At 65.1% G+C, this 18,478-nt stretch carries 12 protein-coding genes; 1 reads left to right on the top strand and 11 read right to left on the bottom strand.

The genetic code is table 11. The features are described from left to right. Positions 1-408: 408 nt before the first annotated feature. Positions 409-2,664, bottom strand: a complete 2,256-nt coding sequence (locus RM190_RS19565) for a glycoside hydrolase family 3 N-terminal domain-containing protein (RefSeq protein WP_311761156.1) — start codon at positions 2,662-2,664, stop codon at positions 409-411. Between the two features lie 12 nt (positions 2,665-2,676). Next, the gene (locus tag RM190_RS19560; RefSeq protein ID WP_311761155.1) at positions 2,677-4,602 is read right to left on the bottom strand and encodes an ATP-binding cassette domain-containing protein; all 1,926 of its coding nucleotides are present in this window, start codon (positions 4,600-4,602) and stop codon (positions 2,677-2,679) included. Positions 4,603-5,355: 753 nt separating this feature from the next. Between RM190_RS19560 and RM190_RS19555 the strand changes: the two genes are divergently transcribed. Next, complete coding sequence (locus RM190_RS19555; RefSeq protein ID WP_311761154.1) at positions 5,356-5,934, top strand: transglycosylase SLT domain-containing protein; 579 nt, start codon at positions 5,356-5,358, stop codon at positions 5,932-5,934. A gap of 42 nt (positions 5,935-5,976) precedes the next feature. Here the strand turns inward: RM190_RS19555 and RM190_RS19550 are convergent, their stop codons facing one another. From RM190_RS19550 to RM190_RS19510, 9 genes are all read right to left on the bottom strand, one after another. Then, positions 5,977-7,476 carry a M81 family metallopeptidase gene (locus tag RM190_RS19550; RefSeq protein WP_311761153.1) on the bottom strand — a complete coding sequence of 500 codons (1,500 nt, stop codon included), beginning with the start codon at positions 7,474-7,476 and terminating at the stop codon, positions 5,977-5,979. Between the two features lie 20 nt (positions 7,477-7,496). Further along, complete coding sequence (locus RM190_RS19545; protein ID WP_311761152.1) at positions 7,497-8,447, bottom strand: ABC transporter ATP-binding protein; 951 nt, start codon at positions 8,445-8,447, stop codon at positions 7,497-7,499. Continuing rightward, positions 8,444-9,364: an ABC transporter ATP-binding protein gene (locus tag RM190_RS19540; RefSeq protein ID WP_311761151.1), complete on the bottom strand. Its 921-nt coding sequence runs from the start codon at positions 9,362-9,364 to the stop codon at positions 8,444-8,446. Before RM190_RS19540 ends, RM190_RS19545 begins: the two co-directional genes overlap by 4 nt. Then, positions 9,361-10,182 carry an ABC transporter permease gene (locus RM190_RS19535; RefSeq protein WP_311761150.1) on the bottom strand — a complete coding sequence of 274 codons (822 nt, stop codon included), beginning with the start codon at positions 10,180-10,182 and terminating at the stop codon, positions 9,361-9,363. The genes RM190_RS19540 and RM190_RS19535 overlap by 4 nt, the downstream gene beginning before the upstream one ends. Before the next feature lie 3 nt (positions 10,183-10,185). After that, positions 10,186-11,121 (bottom strand): ABC transporter permease, encoded by a 936-nt coding sequence (locus RM190_RS19530; protein WP_311761149.1) that lies wholly within the window; start codon positions 11,119-11,121, stop codon positions 10,186-10,188. An 84-nt stretch (positions 11,122-11,205) separates the two neighbouring features. Then, on the bottom strand, positions 11,206-12,798 hold the full coding sequence (locus tag RM190_RS19525) for an ABC transporter substrate-binding protein (protein WP_311761148.1): 1,593 nt from the start codon (positions 12,796-12,798) through the stop codon (positions 11,206-11,208). Positions 12,799-12,876: 78 nt separating this feature from the next. Next, a complete protein-coding gene (locus RM190_RS19520) occupies positions 12,877-14,502 on the bottom strand; it encodes an amidohydrolase (protein WP_311761147.1) in 1,626 nt (541 codons plus the stop codon). Between the two features lie 300 nt (positions 14,503-14,802). Continuing rightward, complete coding sequence (locus tag RM190_RS19515) at positions 14,803-16,602, bottom strand: NAD(P)/FAD-dependent oxidoreductase (RefSeq protein WP_311761146.1); 1,800 nt, start codon at positions 16,600-16,602, stop codon at positions 14,803-14,805. A gap of 140 nt (positions 16,603-16,742) precedes the next feature. Then, entirely contained in the window at positions 16,743-18,473 is a 1,731-nt protein-coding gene (locus RM190_RS19510; protein ID WP_311761145.1) for a sigma-54-dependent Fis family transcriptional regulator, read from the bottom strand. Positions 18,474-18,478: the final 5 nt, after the last annotated feature.

Here is an 18,478-nt window from a genome sequence, read left to right as displayed (position 1 = left end):
CGTCGAAATAGGCGCCCGCGCCCAGCAGGCCCAACATCAGGAAGGCCGTCTCGACCAGATCGCCGCCATCATCGCCGACCATGAAGGGCAACACGCGCCCGGTTGTGCCGTTCAGGAAATGCGGAAAGACCCCTTCGAAGCGGTCTGCCCGTTCCAGAAAATCCAGCACCCGTTCGAGCCGGTCAAGGATCTCGCGCCGGGGCCGCCATCCGCGTTCGACGGCCACGATCTGGGCCAGAAGACCGAAGCCGGTGCCGCCCGTGCAGACGGTTTCCGCGACATCGTAACCGAAGTCGCCGGCGCTGCGTTCGCGGGCCATGCCGCTGACGGGATGGCTCCAGTCAAGGAAATAGGCTGCGCTGGCCTGCGCAACGCGGTCGCGCAGGGCGGCATCGTCAAGGCCCCGGATCACGTCAGCCATGTCAGCTCCTTCATCTGGGTGTCGCGGCAGTTCGGGCCCACATGTAACCGGATCAGTCCGGGATCGCGGACCCATTCAGCGGTCTCCAGCGTGGGCGCGACCGGATAGCGGAACTGGTCCGAACTGATCTGGAAGGTGACTGTCCTGCGCTGGCCGGGCGCAAGCGAGCATTGCTTGAAGTCGATCAGCTTCCTCCCGGGGCGCGTCACGCGTGCGATAGGATCGCTGGCGTAAAGCTGGACGGTCTCGACAGCCGGGCGGGTTCCCGCATTCTGGATTGTGATGCGCAGCTCGACCGTCTCATCGGCCCGGACCGCATCACGGGACAGGCGCGGCGCGGCATAGCTGATGTCAGAGTAACCAAGCCCAAAGCCAAAGGGAAAGGTCGGCAGGTCATCGGGCAGGTCCAGCCAGCCGGTAAGGAACTTGGTGAAGCGGTCATTGCCCGGTCGCCCCGTCGTGTCGCAGGCATAGGTCAAGGGTGCCTCGCCCGGATGCCGCGGCAGTGAAACCGCGAGGCGCCCCGAGGGTTCTGCCGCCCCGAAAATCAGGTCCGCGACGCCTTCCGGTCCACCCACGCCGCCATGCCAGGCGTAAAGCAGGGCATCCGCCTGCGCCGCAACCTCGCCAATCGCAAGGGGCCGCCCGGCAAAGACTACCACCACCAGGGGTTTTCCCGTCCGGGCCAGGGCCGCGATCAGGCGCCGTTGCGAGGCGGGCAGGTCCGGTGTCAGGCGAGACGAGGATTCGCCCGCATGTTCCTTGGCCTCTCCCACCGCCGCCACGATCACATCGGCCGAATGGGCCAACGCCACGGCTTCGGCAAGTTGCCGGGCCTTGCTGCGCCTGTCCCGCGTCACGGTCGTCCCGTGCACGTTCAGGCGTTGTTCCAGCCAGGGTTCGTCCACCACATTCGCGCCCCAGGCCGTCGCAGGCGCGTGGCTGGTCAACGCCGCAATCGCCTTGTCCAGCGGAACGACATCCTCGGCCCGGCCGGACACCGCCCAGGTGCCCAGCATGTTCGCCCGGTCGGTCGCGAAGGGGCCGATCAGGGCCACCTTCGTGCCCGGTGCCAGTGGCAGCAGACCGTCATTCTTCAGCAGCACCGCCGATTGGGCGGCTGCCTTGCGGGCAAGCTTGCGCCCGCTGGATCGTGACGGTGCCCTTGGCGTGCCGCCAAGCCCGCGGAAGGGATCGTCCAGCAAGCCCAGCCGCTGCTTGAAGGTCAGGACGCGGCGGCAGGCACGGTCGACAAGGGCGGAGAGACGCTGGGCCGACAGAGAAAACCCCGCATCGGGCGCGTCCAGCCCGTCGCGGACAAGGGCGGGCAATTCGCGCAGGTAATCCTCGCCCACCATGTCCATGTCGACACCGGCATGAAGGGCGCGCGCGACGGCGACCGGCGCAGGGCCCATCCCATGGGCCACCAGCTCCTTCACGCCGGTATAGTCCGAGACGACAAGTCCGTCGAAGCCCTGCTGTCCGCGCAGCCAGCCTTCGATCAAGGGGCCATTCGCGTGCATGGGCAGCTTGTTCACCGCATTGAAGGCCACCATGACGCTTGCCGCCCCGGCGGCGATCCCGGCGGCAAAGGGGGGAAGATAGGTCTCCAGCAGGTCTTCCGCGGACATGCTGACATTGTCGTAATCCCGTCCGCTTTGTGGCGCGCCATAGGCCACGAAATGCTTGAGGCAGGCGGCCACGCGGCCCGCCGCGCCATGCCCCGCCCCCTGAAATCCCCGCGTCGCCGCCGCCGCGATGCGAGAGGCAAGCAAGGCATCCTCGCCCGGTCCCTCGGCCACGCGGCCCCAGCGGGGGTCGCGGCTGATGTCGATCATCGGACCATAGACCTGATGCAGGCCTTCGGCCGCGGCCTCGGCTGCGGCAAAGGCCGCGGTCCGTTCGATCAGGCGCATGTCCCAGCTGCAGGCCAGCGCGATGTTCAGCGGAAAGACGGTCCGGTGGCCGTGGATCACATCCTCGGCAAAGAACAGGGGAATGCCCAGCCGTGACCCGGCCAGCGCGCGTTCCTGCATGGCGCGGGCCGAAGCCAGGGACTTGGTGCCGAAGATGGCGCCGACCTGTCCCGCGTCAAGGCGTTTCGACAGCGAGGTCGGCTGGCTTGCACCGGTCACAAGCCCCTCGCCCGCCGGCAGCAGATTCAACTGTCCGATCTTTTCGTCAAGGCTCATCCCCGCGATCAGGTCCTCGACGGCAGTGCGGGGCATCATTTCGTCTCTCATGCGACGGCGTCCTTATTCCGCCGCATGACGGGCGGCGTGATAGGTGTCGGCCAGGGCCGGGCGAAGCGTTCCGATGCCGTCGCGGATCTCGAGCATGGCGGTATAGAAGGGTTCGCCATCAGGCGCGTGCGGGGCGGTTTCGCCATGCAGCACCGCAAGCACAGCGGTATCGGGCAGGCATTCACACAGCGTCAGGTGGAAATCGACGACCCCATCGACATCAAGGGCCGCGGTCGCCTCGTCCAGAAGCAGGATGTCGGGCCGCGCCAGCAGGATCCGCGCCAGGACCAGCCGCTGTTTCTGCCCGCCGGACAGAACGTTGCGCCAGTTCCTGCCCCGGTGCAGGCTGTCGCCAAGGCAGTGCACGAAATCGCCAAGCCCGACCCGTGACAGCGTCGCGGCGACGGCGATGTCGGACTGCCGCTCAGGCCCCTCGGGATAGGTCACCAGCGCCTTCAGCGACAGGCGGTCGGGGAGGTCGGCGTCCTGACCGGCAAAGAACAGGCGCGCGCCATCCCGCCGTGCCACCCGCCCCTCGCCATAGGGCCAGATTCCCGCCACCGCCTTCAGCAGGCTGCTTTTCCCGCAGCCGTTCCGACCCGTCAGATAGACCCGGTCGCCAGGATAAAGGTGAAGCCCCGGAACCGCCAGGAATGGCGCGGTGTCATGGCCGCGATGGTGCAGATGCAGGTTCCGCAGTCCAAGCACGGCGCCGTTCTGGATGCGGGTATGCTCAAAGCGGCTGACGCCGGTTTCGGCATAGAAGTCCTGACGGTTCCGCACGCGTTCGATCGCCGCGGCCAGCTCGTTCAGTCGCGTCGCATTGGCCTTGAGCGTGGCAATGGCCGGCATCACGTTGATGAACCAGGACAGGTCGCCGATCAGTTCGGCCGTCAACTCGCTGCTGGCGACGAAATCGCGAAAGCCCAGCCGACCCGCCATGAACGAGGGCAGCGCCGGCAGATAGGCCAGCAGGCGGGACGACAGGAAGCTGTAGAGCGTGTTGAACAGCAGCATCGCTGCTTCCAGCCAGTTCTGCTTGCCCCAGGTCCGGTCCAGATCAGTGTAAAGCTGGCCGTTGATCCGGTTTTGCAGACGCTCGCCACGACCGGCGGCCATCTGGTCCACGCGGCTCAACATCACGCCCAGCTCTCCGCGCCAGGCTCCATCGCGGCGCTGGCGCTGGATGCTGAGCCGTTCCAGAACATGCCCAAGTTTCCAGGCGATGAAGGTGATGGCGGGAACATAGATGGCGACCAGCAGCAGGCACAGCAGGGCCGAGCCATAATCCCCCGGCACGAAATTGACATGCGCTGCCACGCCCGGACCGAACCGATCCGCCAGCAGGCCGTTCGCCATCTCTCCCCAACGGTCCAGGAAAGGAACCGCCCTGCTGCGTTCGATCAGGGCCGAGGACACGAACCAGATCGCCGCGACCGCCCCCCAAAGCCCCATCGCCAGTCCGATGACGCCACCATAAAGGTTGGCCGAGCATTCATCGACCCGCTGGTCGATGGCGTCGGGCATCCGCGGCGTCCCTTCGGACAGGGATCGGTCGCTCATCAGGTCAAGCGCGATGCGCCCGTCGGACAGGATCGCATCGTTGAACTGGGCAACCAGCCATCCTCGCGCCCGCCGATGCAGAGTGGCCGAGGTGAAATGCCGTGCCGCCAGCCCCGCAGTGCGGCCAAGAAAGATCGCCAGATAGGCCGCGCCCGCCAAAAGGATCGCCTGTCCCGGGTCCGTCCCTTCGTCCGGAGAATGAAAGCTTGCCAGCGAGGACAGGAAGTCGGCACTGGCCAGCGCAACCCAGACACCGGCCTTGCTGAGCAGGGTGGTCATGGCAAAGATGATGATGGTCAGCAGCCAAGCCTCTCGCCAGCGATTGGACAGCCAATACGCGAACAAAAGACCCCAGAACCGACTCAGACGTTCCACCCGCATTGCCTTTCGGGTGCCGAGACACGGCCATACCTTCCATCAGCAACCAAGGTCACCGATGGGCCGAATTTCGGCACATTGTTCGAAATGTTCTGGCCGCAATGCTCGACTCGTCAGCGATGCGACCCCTCCATATGAAAAGCCTAGCAAACCAAGTTGTCGGCGGTAAACCGCCGGTGAGTCCGGGGCAGTTATATTAATGGGCAGGTTTTTGGCTGTTCGTGGCCGGGACAACCGTTTCATGGGAAAAATCGCGTGCGCTTTCGCCGGAAACGTGCAGAGCGCGCGGGCTGGGTCCGAGAGTCGGACAGGTCTACCGCGGATGCAGATCACGGCCAACAAGCGGTTAAACTGCCTTGATAAATGGGATCGGTAACTGGGCATGCAGGTTTTCCGGTGCCGGTCACTTTCCCGCGCACGGCTCGGCCATTCGCACAAGCCCTGGACCCGTAGCCCGCCTGTGCACCCGCCCCCCTGACACGCGGGCGGATGCATCCGGCTGTTGCCTTTGCGCCCCAGTCGGAGCGGAAAGCGATGCCGTAGGAAAACGGCATCAGGTCGTTGTGCATTTGTCAGGCGTGGTGCGCGTGCAATTCGCCCCCGACCACCCCGGTCCAACGAGGATTGGGCAACGATTTGCACGCACCTCCGGTCGCATGGGCGGAAAAACGGCAGGACCAGCAGAGTCGCCGCGCCGCCTTTGCTTTGGGCACGTGATCGTGCCATCTGATTGGAAAAACGAGGGATAAAATGAAGAGGGCTATTCTTGCCGCTGCCGTGCTCCTGTCTCTTGGGGCCTGTGCGAGCAACGTCAGGCAGCCGGACAATACCGAAAATGCGTGCCGCCTGTTCGCCGAGCGGCGCGACTTTGGGCGGGCGGTCATGGCCTCCGAGCAGAAATGGGGCATCCCGGCCGGTGTTCAGCTGGCGACGATCTATCACGAGTCGAGCTTTCGCGGGAATGCAAAGCCTCCGCGGAAGAAACCCTTCCTGTTCATCATCCCGCGGGGACGGATCAGTTCGGCCTATGGCTATTCGCAGGCGCTGGACGGGACGTGGGACGAGTATCGCGCGGGACCGGGCCGCGGCGTGGCGCGTCGCGACAATATCCACGATGCCGCCGACTTCATCGGCTGGTACATGGCGGGCACCTCGCGTTCGCTGGGAGTATCGCCCGATGACGCCTATAACCAGTACCTCGCCTATCACGAGGGCCGGGGCGGCTATTCGCGTGGCAGCTATCGCAGTAAATCCTGGCTGAAAAGTACCGCCTCTCGGGTCGAGAGACGGTCCGAGCTTTACCAGTTGCAACTTACCGCTTGCAGGTAAGGCGGGCACCCTGACCGGCCATCGGCCGGTCGGGATCTCAGGTCAGCGCTGGAAGTCGCGGTCCAGTGGCCAAAGCGGGCGGGGCGCGCGGATATAGGGTCGTCGCTCGGCGCGGGGGGTTGCAAGCGCGCCTGCATCGCAGACGATGACTTTGCCCGCGATGGGTTCGAAGGCGGCGCGGAAATGCTGCATCGACTTCAGCGCCAGCACCCGCCGCCGGGTCGGCTCGATCCCGAAGGCGCGCAGTTGCTGCAGGTCCACCATCTGCTGCGCCTCGGTCACGACCAGCACCTCGATTCCGCCCAGGTCGATGACCGCCGTCGGGCCAAAGCTGTGGGACAGCCCGCCCTGGATCGGGCCGTCGCCGATATAGGCCCCGTCGGACAGCTTGCGGATGATGCCGGTTACGGTCAGTGGTCCGCCCCCGAAGCTGGGGTCGCCCTTGCCGCCCAGCGTCACGGTGACGGTCGCGCCCTCGGCATGGCGATGAAGTTCGGCCGCCGCCTCGGGATCGATCATCGGGGTGAAGACGGCACCCGTCACCCCGGCCTGCATCAGCCCCGCCAGAAGTGCGGTCGAGTCACCATAGGATCCCGCGCCCGGATTGTCGGCGTAATCCGAGATCACCAGCGGCCTGTCGCCCTGCCAGGCCAGCGCCTCGGCGGCGGCTTCCTCGACCTCGATGAAGACATTGCGCTTTTTCGTGCGTCCGTCCCAGATTTTCGCCGCCAGTTCCTCGGTCACGGCCCTGGCCGCTGCCTCGGCCGCGGGATCGCGGCTGTCATAGGTGGCAAGGACCGTGGGCCCGACGCAGAAGACATCTGCGCCCGTAAAGGCGGCATTGACGGACACCGCTTCCAGCCCGGCCTGCTCTGCCACGGTGGCGCGCTGATACAGGGCCAGCGTCTCGGGGATGTCGGTGCGGCCCGAATTCGCCTCGTCCAGCATCGGGACATGGGCGCGGATGGTCCGGGGCGCGATCTCGCCCTTCATTGCGCGGTCCAGGATCCGGGCGGCATGGGCGCCGGTCACCCGCATGTCGACATGGGGATAGGTCTTGTACGAGACGAAGATCTGCGCCCGCTCGACCATCTCGGCCGACACCATCGCATGCAGGTCCAGCGTCACCGCGATCGGGATTTCATCGCCCAGTTCCGCGCGCAGCAGGCGCAGCAAAAGCCCCTCGCCATCCTCGCAGAAATCGGGAACCATCGAGCCGTGCAGCGACAACAGGACACCGTCGAGCCGATCCCGGTTGTCGCGCGCGGTTTTCAGGATGACGCCCGCGATATGATCGAAGGCCGCTTTCGTGACCTGCCCGCCCGGGACGGCGTGGGCGGTGATCGCGTGGATGACCTTCCAGCCTGCGGGTCGTGCCACGTCAAGGAAACCGGCCAGTTCGGTATTGGCGTTCCCCCGCGCGGCGATCGCGTCGTCGCCGTAATGCAGGGCATCCGCGGCGAATTGCGGCAGGTCGGTGCGATAGCGCGAGAAGGTATTGCTCTCGTGCTGGAATTCCGCGGTGAGGACGGTGAAGGTCATCTGGGTCTCTGGTCTAGTGCTCAGTCGGCAAGGCGAACGCGGTGATCCGGCCCGATCGACACAAGGCTGCTGGGATCGGGGGGTAGGCCGGGATCAGGGCGGGTGGATATATCGGGCGCGAAACGCCGCCCCGTGGGAATCGCCACGCCATCGGGGACACCGCGCGCGCCGGTCATGATCGCCTCGGCATCGGGGACCGATCCGATCAGGCGGCGGGTATAGGGATGGGTCGGCCGGGTGAAGACCGAATGCCAGTCGCCTTCCTCGACCACACGGCCGAAATACATCACCGCGACCCGGTCACTGACATGTTCGACCACCGACAGGTCATGCGAGATCATGATATAGCTGAGCTTCAGGGATTCCTGCAGGTCCATCAGAAGGTTGATGATCTGCGCCTGGATCGAGACATCAAGGGCCGAGACCGGCTCGTCCAGCACAAGGATCTTCGGATCCAGCATCAGCGCGCGGGCGATGCCGATCCGCTGGCGCTGGCCCCCCGAGAATTCGTGCGGGTAACGCCCGGCATGGTCGGGCTGCAATCCGACGCGTGCCAGCATGGCCGCGACGCGGTCCTGCGCCTCGGAACCCGAAGCGAGACCGTGCAGCTTCAACTGCGACATCAGGGTCGAGCCGATGGTCTGGCGCGGGTTGAGCGAGGCATAGGGATCCTGGAAGACCATCTGCGCGATCCGGGCGCGCTGCTTTCGTCCCGGCGCGCCGGGACCGTTCAGCGGCTTGCCCTGATAAAGAACTTGCCCCTCGGTCGGGTCCTGCAAGCCCATGACGGTCAGCGCGGTCGTGGACTTGCCGCAGCCGGATTCGCCCACGATCGACAGGCATTCGCCCTCATTCAGGGTCAGGTTCACGCCTTCGACCGCGCGCAGGGTGCGGCGGGGACCAAGCGGCGTCTGGCGGGGCAGGGTGAAATGGACCTTGAGGTCACGGATTTCCAGCAGGGGCGCGGTCATGCACTGGCCTCCGCCGTGCGCAGCCCACGCGGGGTGATCAGCGTCGGCATATCGCGACCACGGTCCTTGGGCCTGACGACTTCCTCCAGCTCGGTCAGGCGACCGCGCTGGCCCGGCTCGCGCGATCCAAGCCGCGGCCGAGCCGCCAGCAGGCCGCGCGTATAGGGGTGCAGCGGGTTGGTGAAGATGTTGCGGGTGTCCTGTTCCTCGACCAGCCGGCCTTGATCCATGACGCCGACGCGCTGGCACATGTTGGCGATGACGCCCAGATCGTGGCTGACCAGAAGGACCGCGGTGCCCTCGGCGCGGCACAGGTCGGCCATCAGCTCCAGCACGCCGGCCTGGACCGTCACGTCCAGCGCCGTCGTCGGTTCGTCGGCGATCAGCAGGTCCGGGCGGCAGGCCAGGGCAATCGCGATCATCACGCGCTGCCGCATGCCCCCCGACAATTGATGGGGATAGGCGCGGGCGCGTTCTTCGGGTGCGGGAACGCGGACGCTGTCCAGCGCCTCGACAGCCTTCCGCCGCGCCTCGGGCCAGGGCATCCCACGATGGATCACATACATCTCGGCGATCTGGCGACCGATCGTGACCAGCGGGTTCAGCGCAGTCATCGGCTCCTGGAACACCATCGCGATGCGGTCGCCGCGCAGCTTGCGACGTTCCCGCGCGCGCATCCCCAGCAGATCGCGCCCCAGATAGTGGACCGTACCGCCCGTCACTTCCAGCGGACGCTTCAGCAGCCCCATGATCGCCAGCCCGGTCACGCTTTTGCCCGAGCCGGATTCGCCGACCAACCCGTAGGTTTCGCCCGGCAGGATGTCGAACGAGACGCCATGCAGGATCTCGTGCCGCTTCCCGATCCCAAGGCGCAGGTTGCGGACGGACAGGATCGGGTCTGGAAGAAGATCGCTCATGCCCGTTGCGTCCTCATGTGAGGGTCGAGCATGTCGCGCAGACCGTCGCCCAGCAGGTTGAAGCCCAGCACCGTCGCGAAGATCGCAAGTCCCGGGAAGATCGCGGCCCAGGGCGCGGTGCGGATCAATTCGCGCGCGTCGGACAGCATGTTGCCCCAGCTTGGTTGCGGCGGGCGGATGCCGACGCCCAGGAAGGACAGCGCCGCCTCGGACAGGACGGCGCCGCCGATGCCCAGTGTCGCGATGACCAGCACCGGCCCAAGGATGTTCGGCAGGATCTGGGTGCGCATGATGTTCAGATCACCAAAGCCAGCGGTCTTGGCCGCCTGAACGAAACCCTGGCTCTTCAGCGACAGGGTCGACGATCGTGCGATGCGGCAGGTCCAGGACCAGTTGGTCAGGCCAAGCGCGATCAGCAGGCTGGGCAGCCCCGGTCCCAGAACCGCCATGATGGCCAATGCGAAGACCAGCGAAGGAATGGCCAGCATGACATTGGTCAGGCCGTTGACCAAATCATCCCACCAGCCCCCGAAATACCCGGCCGAGACGCCAAGCGCCGTCCCGATCACCGAGTTGATGAGCTGCGAGACCAGCCCCACCGTCAGCGAGACCCTGGCCCCGTAGAGCACGCGCGAGAACACGTCCCGACCCTGTCCGTCCGTGCCCATCCAGTGCTCCCAGTCCGGGGGCAGTTCGGAACTCATCAGGTCGGCGTCCATGATCGGATCAAAGGGGGCAAGATGCCCCGCCAGCAGTGCACCAAGCAGGACCAGAACCACCAGCACCAGGCCCAGCACGAAGTTGAAACGCAGCCCCATGGTTCAGCCCACCTTGATGCGCGGGTCGATCAGCGCATAGGCGACATCGACCAGCATGTTGATGACCAGGAACCACAGCACGATCACCAGGACCGCCCCCTGCACCACGGGGATGTCGCGGACCGAAACGCTGTCCACCAGAAGCGACCCGATGCCGGGCCATGAGAACAGCTTCTCGACCACGATGGCCTGCCCCATCAGGGCGCCGATCTGCAGCCCCATCGTCGTCAGGATCAGTACCAGCACGTTGCGCGCGACATGGCTGCGCACCAGACGCGGCTCGGCCAGGCCCTTGGCGCGGGCGGTGCGGACGAAATCGGCGTTCATCACGTCCAGCACGCCAGCCCGCGTCGTTCGTGCCAGAAGCGCCATCGGCGACACCCCCAGCGCAATGGCGGGCAGGATGATGTGCCGGATGCTGCCCGGCTGGTAGCCGAAGCTTGGAAGCCACCCCAGCGTCAGCGCAAAGACATACATCAGCAGCAGGCCGAACCAGAACTCCGGCAGCGAAAGCCCCGAAACGGCGACGACCATGGTGCCGCTGTCAAAGATGCTGCCGGGTTTCAGCGCGGCCAGAAAGCCAAGCGGTATCCCGACGACGGCGGCAAAGCCCATCGCCGACAGCGCCAGCTTGATCGAGGGCCACAGCCGCGGCTCGATCACGTTCCAGACCGGTTCGCGCGTGCGATAGGAAATGCCCAGGTCGAAATGCGCGAGTCCCCAAAGATAGTTCCACAGCCGGACCAGCAGGGGCTGATCCAGCCCGAACTGCTCGTTCAGGTGCGACAGCACCTGGGCATTGGTGGCGTTGCGGCCCTCGGCCATCAGCGAGGTGATGAAACTGCCGGGCACGACGCTGAAGATCACGAAAATGATCAGGATGACCGCCAGCATGGTGGGGATCATCTGCAACGTCCGGCGAAGGATGAATCGCATCATCTGCGCGTTCTGCCTTTCGTTGGAATTGCGCGGAAGGCTGGAAGGGCCCGGAAATCCGGGCCCCTCGCTCCGATGCCTTTGGCGTTACTTGCGGCCCGCAGGGGCGGTGTCGTCGATCCAGATGTCTTCGTAATCCTGGATCGCCAGCTCCATCGCGTTCGGCTTCAGCCCGTGAACCCAGGGCTGATAGGCCATGACGGCCTTGTTGTAGTTGAAGAACCAGACGGGCGCTTCTTCCTGCAGCAGGTTGTTGGCCTGGCGGAGCAGGTCGTTCTGCTTGGCAGGGTCGGTTTCGTTCCCGGCGGCATCCAACAGTTTGTCGAAATCCGCATTCGCGAACTTGACGTAGTTGCAGGCTGTCTGCGACGTGCCCGAGTGGAAGCAGTTCAGATATTTAAGCGGATCCGGCCCCGAGGAGTTCGACCAGATATAGCTGTCGAAATTGTCCGACAGGATCTTGTCGGACAGGACCGAGCCATCGACCGGATCGGTCGTCACCTCGACCCCCACCTTGGCCAGCATCGGGATGATCGCCTCGACGATGGGCAGGCCCCAGCTTTCGTTGTCGGTCGCCGTGACCGAGAATTTCAGCCCGGTCTCATAGCCCGCTTCCTTCAGCAGCGCCTTGGCCTTGTCCGGGTCATAGGCATAGGGCTTGGCGTCCTTGTCGAAGGCGGGGGAGGAGGTCGGCAGCCATGACACCGCCGGATAGGCCTTGTTCTTCAGAAGCTTCTGAATGATGAGGTCACTGTTGATCGCATAGTTGATGGCCTGCCGGACGCGCTTGTCCTTGAACGCCTCGATCTTCGGGTTGAAGCCGATATTGCGGGTATAGACCTCGGCCACCTCGAGGATATGGTCCTTGAGCGCGGCATCCTGCGTATAGGCCTCATACTGAACCGGACCCAGCACGTTCGCGTCGATCTCTCCGTTCCGGAAAGCGACGTCACGGGCCGCGGCTTCGCCCATCAGCATGATGTCGAGCTTTGCCAGGTGCGGCTTGCCCTGCTCATAGTAGTCGTCGAACTTGACCAGCTCGACCTTGGAACCCGGAACGTAATTCGCCAGCTTGAACGGGCCAAGGCCGTTCGGCTTCGAGGCAAGCTGATCCTCGGGATAGTCCTTGGAATAGATCGGGGCATAGTTCGACATCAGGTTCCAGCCGGGATCGGCCAGGTTGATGACCGTGATCGCGACCGTCTTGTCGTCGATCTTCTTCACGCCCGAGATGTGGTCCGCCTTGCCGTCCTGGAATTCGGCCACGCCTTCGATCTGCAGCATTTGTTCGGCGCCGGGCAGTGCCTTTTTCGGGTCGGCGAGGCGGTTGTAGGACCAGACCACGTCATCGGCATCCAGCTTGTCGCCATTGTGGAAGGTCGCGTCCCGCAGCTTGTAGGTATAGGTCTTGCCGTCCGCCGATTTTTCGACCGATTCCGCCAGATCAAGCTCTGGCTTGCCGCTGTCCGGGTTCCATTTGTAAAGCGAGCGGTTCAGCGCCTTGCCCACGATTTCGTCCTGGGTATGGGGCGTCGCCGTGATGTCGAGCGAGGTGATCGAGTTGCCATAAGGCGCGGTGAACACGAAAGTCCCGCCGTCTTTCGGGGTCGCATCCTGCGCAAGGGCGGTTGTCGCGGTCCCAAGCGCAAGTGCCGCCATCAGGCTAAGTCTGGTCAGCATGTTCTCTCTCCCTGTGGGGACGAATTTCGCCCCCGTTTGTTGGCCGTCTCCGTCGTCAGGCGCCCCCCGCGCCCGGCCTCAGCTTCTGTCGTGGACGATGCGTCCATCCAGAATCGTCATCTCGCAGCGCGTATGGTGCAGGATCGTTTCGGGATCGGCGGTCAGCAGGTCCTGGTTGAAGACCGCGACATCCGCCAGCATTCCCGGCTGCAACCGGCCCTTGACCTGTTCGGCACCCTGCGAATAGGCGCCATTCTCGGTATAGGCGCGCAGGGCTTCCTCGGGCGTCAGGATCTCGGACGCGTCCATCACCGTCCCCTTGTGGGTCTTGCGCGTCAGCATCGCATAGATGTCAGGGAAGGGATTGGGCGAACAGACTGGCGAGTCGCTGCCGGTCGAGGGCTTCAGCCCCAGCCGGTCCCAGGTCGCGATCGGATAGGAGCGCAGGCCCCGTTCCGGCCCCAACACCGAAACATAGGCGTCGCCGAAATCATAAATGAAGGCCTGCTGCGGCGCGGGCAGGATGCCGGCCTTCAGCATGCGCTGGTTCATCTCGGCATCGGCATAGCCGCAATGTTCGATCCGGTGGCGCTGCCCGTGATCGGGATCGGCCGCCCGCACGCGTTCATAGGCACGGATAAGCTGGTCGATGGCCGCGTCGCCGATGCCGTGGCAGACCATCGTGTAGCCCATCGAGGTATAGCGGTCGACCAGCTCGAAAAGCTGTTCGTCGGGCAGCATCTGCACGCCGTAATTGTTGGTCTGGCCGTGATAGGGCTGGCGCATCCACGCCGTGCGCCCGCCCGCCGAGCCGTCGGTGAAGATCTTGACGCCGCCGATGCGGAACATGTCGTTGCCGACGCCGGTGACAAGCCCGACCTCGTGGCAGGGCTCGACAATGGACGATCCGGGATCGCCCAGCAACGTCGCCCAGACCCGGACCGGCAGGCGCCCGTCACGCAGGGCAAGATGATAGGCCCGGATCTCGGTCATGCCGTCGATCTGCCCCGTCGCGGCATCCATGCACGAGGTGATGCCGAATTGTGCGAGATGCTGGCCCCCAGCCTCGATCGCATCGACGATCTCGTCAAGCGAAGGCGTCGGCTGCACGTTGTAGACCAGGTTCTGAGCGTTCTCGGCCAGCATCCCGGTCAGCTGGCCATCCTCGCGCCCGATGACGCCGCCATCGGGGTCGGGGGTGTGGGCCGTGATGCCCGCCCGGGCCAGCGCCAGCGAGTTCACCACCGTGACGTGGCCGCAGGCGCGCGTCACCGAAACCGGATGGTCGGGGAGGGCCGCATCCAGTTCCTGCACGGTCGGCATCAGCCCGTCGTCATAGCGCGTCTGGTCGAAGCCCCGTGCCCGGATCCAGTCCCCCTTTGGGGTTTCGGCGGCACGGGCCTGCAGGGCGCGGAACAGATCTTCGCGTGTCGGCGCGGCATCGGCGGTGGCGTCGACCTGCCCACGCAGCAACCCGGTCGAAATCAGGTGAAGATGCGCGTCATTCAGCCCCGGCATCGCAAAGCGCCCGTCCAGATCGACCACCTTCGTGTTCGCTCCGATCAGCGGCTGGATCTCTGCATCGCTTCCCAGTGCCAGGATCCGGTTGCCCGCGATCGCCAGGGATTCGGCCAGCGGCAACCCGTAACCGGGCCAGATTTTCCCGTGCCGAAGCACGAGATCGGCGGCAATTGCAGAGGTCATGACAGAAACTTTCTTCCCTGTGCTCGGTCCCAGAAAGCGGAGCCTGTTGTTTAGACAAAATGCACCAGATTCCGTGACTGTCTGTCAAGACATTGACCTGCAAAACTTTCCTGTGCAGCGTCGCCCTTTTTCTCTGCCCGGTTGCAGTCCCAGCACTACGGGTGGCCGGCAGGATTCCAATGTGGCAAAGGCGGCGCGCCTTGTTCGGACTTGCACATCACCGGACCCCACCACTCGGGTCGACGCTCCGGTTCCGGCGAAAGCCGCGCCCGACACAGGGATGACGGGCGCGGGGTTGTGTCACGCGCGGTGATGCACCTCCTGCAGGCCATAGACGGGTGTCTCCAACCCCTCCATCCGGGCTTTCAATTGCAGGGCGAGATACAGCGAGTAATGCCGCGACTGGTGCAGGTTGCCGCCGTGGAACCACAGGTTTTCCTGCTGGGTCGGCTTCCACATGTTGCGCTGTTCACCCTCCCACGGACCGGGATCCTTGGTGGTGGCAGAGCCAAGCCCCCAGACCTTTCCGACCTTGTCGGCCACCTCTTGGCTGATCAGGTCGGCGGCCCAGCCGTTCATCGAGCCGAAGCCGGTCGCCAGCACGACCAGATCCGCCGGAAGCCGGGTGCCGTCGGACAGGACCACCGCATCCTCCTCGAAATGATCGACCTGGCCCTTCACCAGCTTGATTTCTCCGTCGATGATCAGCTGGCTGGCGCCGACATCGATGTAATAGCCTGACCCGCGCCGCAGATATTTCATGAACAACCCCGAGCCGTCGTCGCCCCAGTCGAGATCGAACCCTGCCTTTTCCAGCCCGGCATAGAATTCGGCATCACGCTCGCGCATCTGGTCGTAAAGCGGGATCTGGAACTCGTGCATGATGCGATAGGGCAGAGAGGCAAAGATCATGTCCGCCTTTTCCGTCGTGACCCCGTTTGCCACAGCCTCTTCCGAATAAAGCGCGCCCAGCCCGATATCCATCAGGGTGTCAGAGCGCACGATATGGGTCGAGGACCGCTGGACCATCGTGACATCCGCATCGGCCTCCCACAGGGCGGCGCAGATGTCATGCGCCGAGTTGTTCGACCCGATGACCACCACCTTCTTGCCCGCCCAGGCATCCGGGCCGTCATGTTGCGACGAATGCTGGATCTTGCCCTTGAAGCTGTCCATGCCCGGAAAGGACGGCATGTTGCGTTTGCCGGACATGCCGGTCGCCAGCACAAGCTGGGTGGGGTGCAGGGTGATCTTTTGTCCGTCGCGGTTGACCTCGACCGTCCAGGTGCCGGAGCCTTCGTCGAAGCTGGCCTTTTCCACCTGCGAACGGGTCCAGTAATTGATCTCCATCACCCTGGTATACATTTCCAGCCAGTCGCCCACCTTGTCCTTGGGCGTGAAGACCGGCCAGTTGTCGGGAAACTTGATATAAGGCAGGTGGTCGTACCAGATCGGATCATGCAGGCAGAGCGACTTGTACCGGCCGCGCCACTGGTCGCCCGGCCGGTCATGCTTGTCCAGAACGATCGTCGGCACGCCAAGCTGTCGCAGCCGGGCACCAAGCGCGATGCCGCCCTGACCGCCGCCGACGATCACCGTATAGGGTTGGGTATCATGACCCAACGACGCCTCGTCGGCCTCACGTCTCTCTTTCCAGCTGGACCGGTTCTTTTGCGAGCCATGCTCGGCCCCCATGGGGCGGCGCTTGCCACGGCTTTCCTCGAAGCCCTTCAGCTCCTGCAGGGCCGTCAGCAAGGTCCAGATGCGGTCGTCCTTCAGCCGCATCAGGCCCCAGCCGCGGCCGACCTTGGTCTCGAAGGTGATCCATGCCGTGATCACGCCCCCGTCCCCGGTCGGGATCTCGCCATCCTGGATGCGGAAATCATGTGGGCGGGTCTGCGCAAGCTGCTGCGCCAGCATGTCGCCGACGCCCTGGACCCCCTCGACGGTCTTCAGGTTCCAGGTCACGGCCACCAGGTCGCGCCAATAGCTGTCGGTGGCGAAAAGCGCCTTGGCGCCCTCGACATCCCCCGCCTCAAGCGAGGCATTCAGCGTATCGAGCACGGCCTGCGCGCGGGCCGTCACGGTTGAATCGAGCATCGCGTCTCCTCCTCCTCAACGTTGTGCTGGGTGCAGTATCGCTGGCGTGGGGCCGCGCGATCCATCGGGACATGCGATCCTGGTGGTCAAAATCGACCGCTGCATTGCGGCATGTTGCAGGCGCAACGGCGCGCAACATGTCAGGCCGAGGGCTGCAACCCCGCCCGGCGCAAGCGGCGCAGGATGGTCGAGCGGTTGACCCCAAGCCGGCGCGCGGCACGGGACATGTTCCAGCCGCAGGCCTCCATCACCTCCTCCAGCGGCTCCTCGGCTGCGGGCGCGGATGCGGTGGCGTCAATCGGCGCGGGCAGATCGGTCTGGTCGATGACCCGCCCTTCGGCAAGCGCGATCGCAACATCCAGAACCTGCTCCAGTTCGCGGATGTTCCCCGGCCATTGCCGCCCCAGCAGCACCGCGCGCGCCGAGGGCGACAGGCGCATGTCATCGGGGGCGCGGCGGCCAAGCAGCCGGTCCACCAGCCAGCCCAGATCCTGTCTTTGCCGCAGCGGGGGCAGTCGCAGCGTCGCGCCGGCCAGCCGGTGGAACAGCGGGCGCGGGAGCTCCAGTTGGGCGGGCGCAAGGCATGTGGTCGCAAGGGGCCGGAGGCTGTCGTTCCGGTCCAGAAGCGCCGACAGGGCCACGGCCGTCGTTGCGGGCAGATCCTCGACACGGCGCAGCAGCAGGGTTGAGGGGCCAGTGACACCCTGGCAGGCCCGCTGCATTGCCTCGGGCGACAGGCCCGCGCAATCCAGCGCCAGAAAGCTGCGGGGAACTCCGGCCATGTGGATCGCGCGGGCCAGCTTGGCCTTGCCCGTTCCCGTCTCGCCAGTGATGAGCAGGGGCACAGGGATACGCGCAAGCTTTGCCGCCTGCTCCAGAACCAGCGACATTGCCGGGTCGTCGCCTGCAAGCCCGCCCATCGGGCCAGCGCCGCGCGGCATGCGCGTGATGTTCCGGGGGGCCTGTGGGGCGATGGCATGGCCGAAAAGCGCGCCGCCATCGCGCATTTCGATGATGCGATCCTCGGTCGGGCGGTCGCGCATCAGGTCGGGAAGATCGTCCACCGTCAATCCCAGCACCTCGTCTATTCTTTGCCCGATGATCGCGCCGCCATCCGGGAACAGCCGCCGCGCCGCGCGCGTATAGCCCAGCACCCTCCCCGAGCCGTCCAGCCGCACCGCGGCTTCCGGATCGACATCCAGGAATTCCGGGCTGGAGGACAGGCGCAGAACCCAGTCGCGGCGGCTTTCGGCCATCAGGTTCGCCATCTCGACCCGGCGCGCCGCGTTGGTGACCAGACTCATGGCCAGGTTCTGGCTGCGTTTCGGCATCGGAGAGCGCAGAAGCGAGATGTCGAGGACAGCGGCCAGCCCGCCCAGCGTGTCGAATATGGGCGCGGCCGTGCAACTGAGCGTCGTATGCGCATTGCCGAAGTGATCGTCCTGATGGACCGTCACCGGTTCCTGCGTGACGATGCAGGCGCCGACGCCGCAGGTTCCGGCCAGATCCTCGGACCAGTTCGACCCCAGGTAAAGCCCGGCGCCGCGCAATCCGTCCATGAACAGGTCGTCGCCGAAGAAGTCGACGCAGACCCCCTTTGCGTCGGTCAGAAGCAGGACATAGTTCTGTCCCGCAACCTGCCGGAACAGGCTCAGCAGGCTGGACCGGGCCGCGCCGATCATCCATTCCGCCTGCTTGCGATGGTCGCGCAACTCGGACTCGGTCACGATATGGGCGGGATCCCTGCGCGTCGGATCCATGCCGTAAACCTCGACGCAGCGCCGCCATGACGCCGAGACGAAGCTGTCGCGCCCCGTCTGGGTGCCCTCCAGCACCTGTTCGATTTCCTCGACGTGCTGACGATCCGTCATGCCGG

Origin of the sequence: Paracoccus broussonetiae (assembly GCF_031854425.1) — a bacterium.
GTDB classification, from domain to species: domain Bacteria; phylum Pseudomonadota; class Alphaproteobacteria; order Rhodobacterales; family Rhodobacteraceae; genus Paracoccus; species Paracoccus broussonetiae.
This window is presented reverse-complemented; position numbering and strand designations above follow the sequence as displayed.

Excerpts from the sequence above, each read along its gene's own strand:
- RM190_RS19565 (WP_311761156.1), bottom strand. The coding sequence starts at position 2,664 with ATGAGAGACGAAATGATGCCCCGCACTGCCGTCGAGGACCTGATCGCG.
- RM190_RS19555 (WP_311761154.1), top strand. The coding sequence starts at position 5,356 with ATGAAGAGGGCTATTCTTGCCGCTGCCGTGCTCCTGTCTCTTGGGGCC.
- RM190_RS19550 (WP_311761153.1), bottom strand. The coding sequence starts at position 7,476 with ATGACCTTCACCGTCCTCACCGCGGAATTCCAGCACGAGAGCAATACC.
- RM190_RS19545 (WP_311761152.1), bottom strand. The coding sequence starts at position 8,447 with ATGACCGCGCCCCTGCTGGAAATCCGTGACCTCAAGGTCCATTTCACC.
- RM190_RS19540 (WP_311761151.1), bottom strand. The coding sequence starts at position 9,364 with ATGAGCGATCTTCTTCCAGACCCGATCCTGTCCGTCCGCAACCTGCGC.
- RM190_RS19535 (WP_311761150.1), bottom strand. The coding sequence starts at position 10,182 with ATGGGGCTGCGTTTCAACTTCGTGCTGGGCCTGGTGCTGGTGGTTCTG.
- RM190_RS19530 (WP_311761149.1), bottom strand. The coding sequence starts at position 11,121 with ATGATGCGATTCATCCTTCGCCGGACGTTGCAGATGATCCCCACCATG.
- RM190_RS19525 (WP_311761148.1), bottom strand. The coding sequence starts at position 12,798 with ATGCTGACCAGACTTAGCCTGATGGCGGCACTTGCGCTTGGGACCGCG.
- RM190_RS19520 (WP_311761147.1), bottom strand. The coding sequence starts at position 14,502 with ATGACCTCTGCAATTGCCGCCGATCTCGTGCTTCGGCACGGGAAAATC.
- RM190_RS19515 (WP_311761146.1), bottom strand. The coding sequence starts at position 16,602 with ATGCTCGATTCAACCGTGACGGCCCGCGCGCAGGCCGTGCTCGATACG.
- RM190_RS19510 (WP_311761145.1), bottom strand. The coding sequence starts at position 18,473 with ATGACGGATCGTCAGCACGTCGAGGAAATCGAACAGGTGCTGGAGGGC.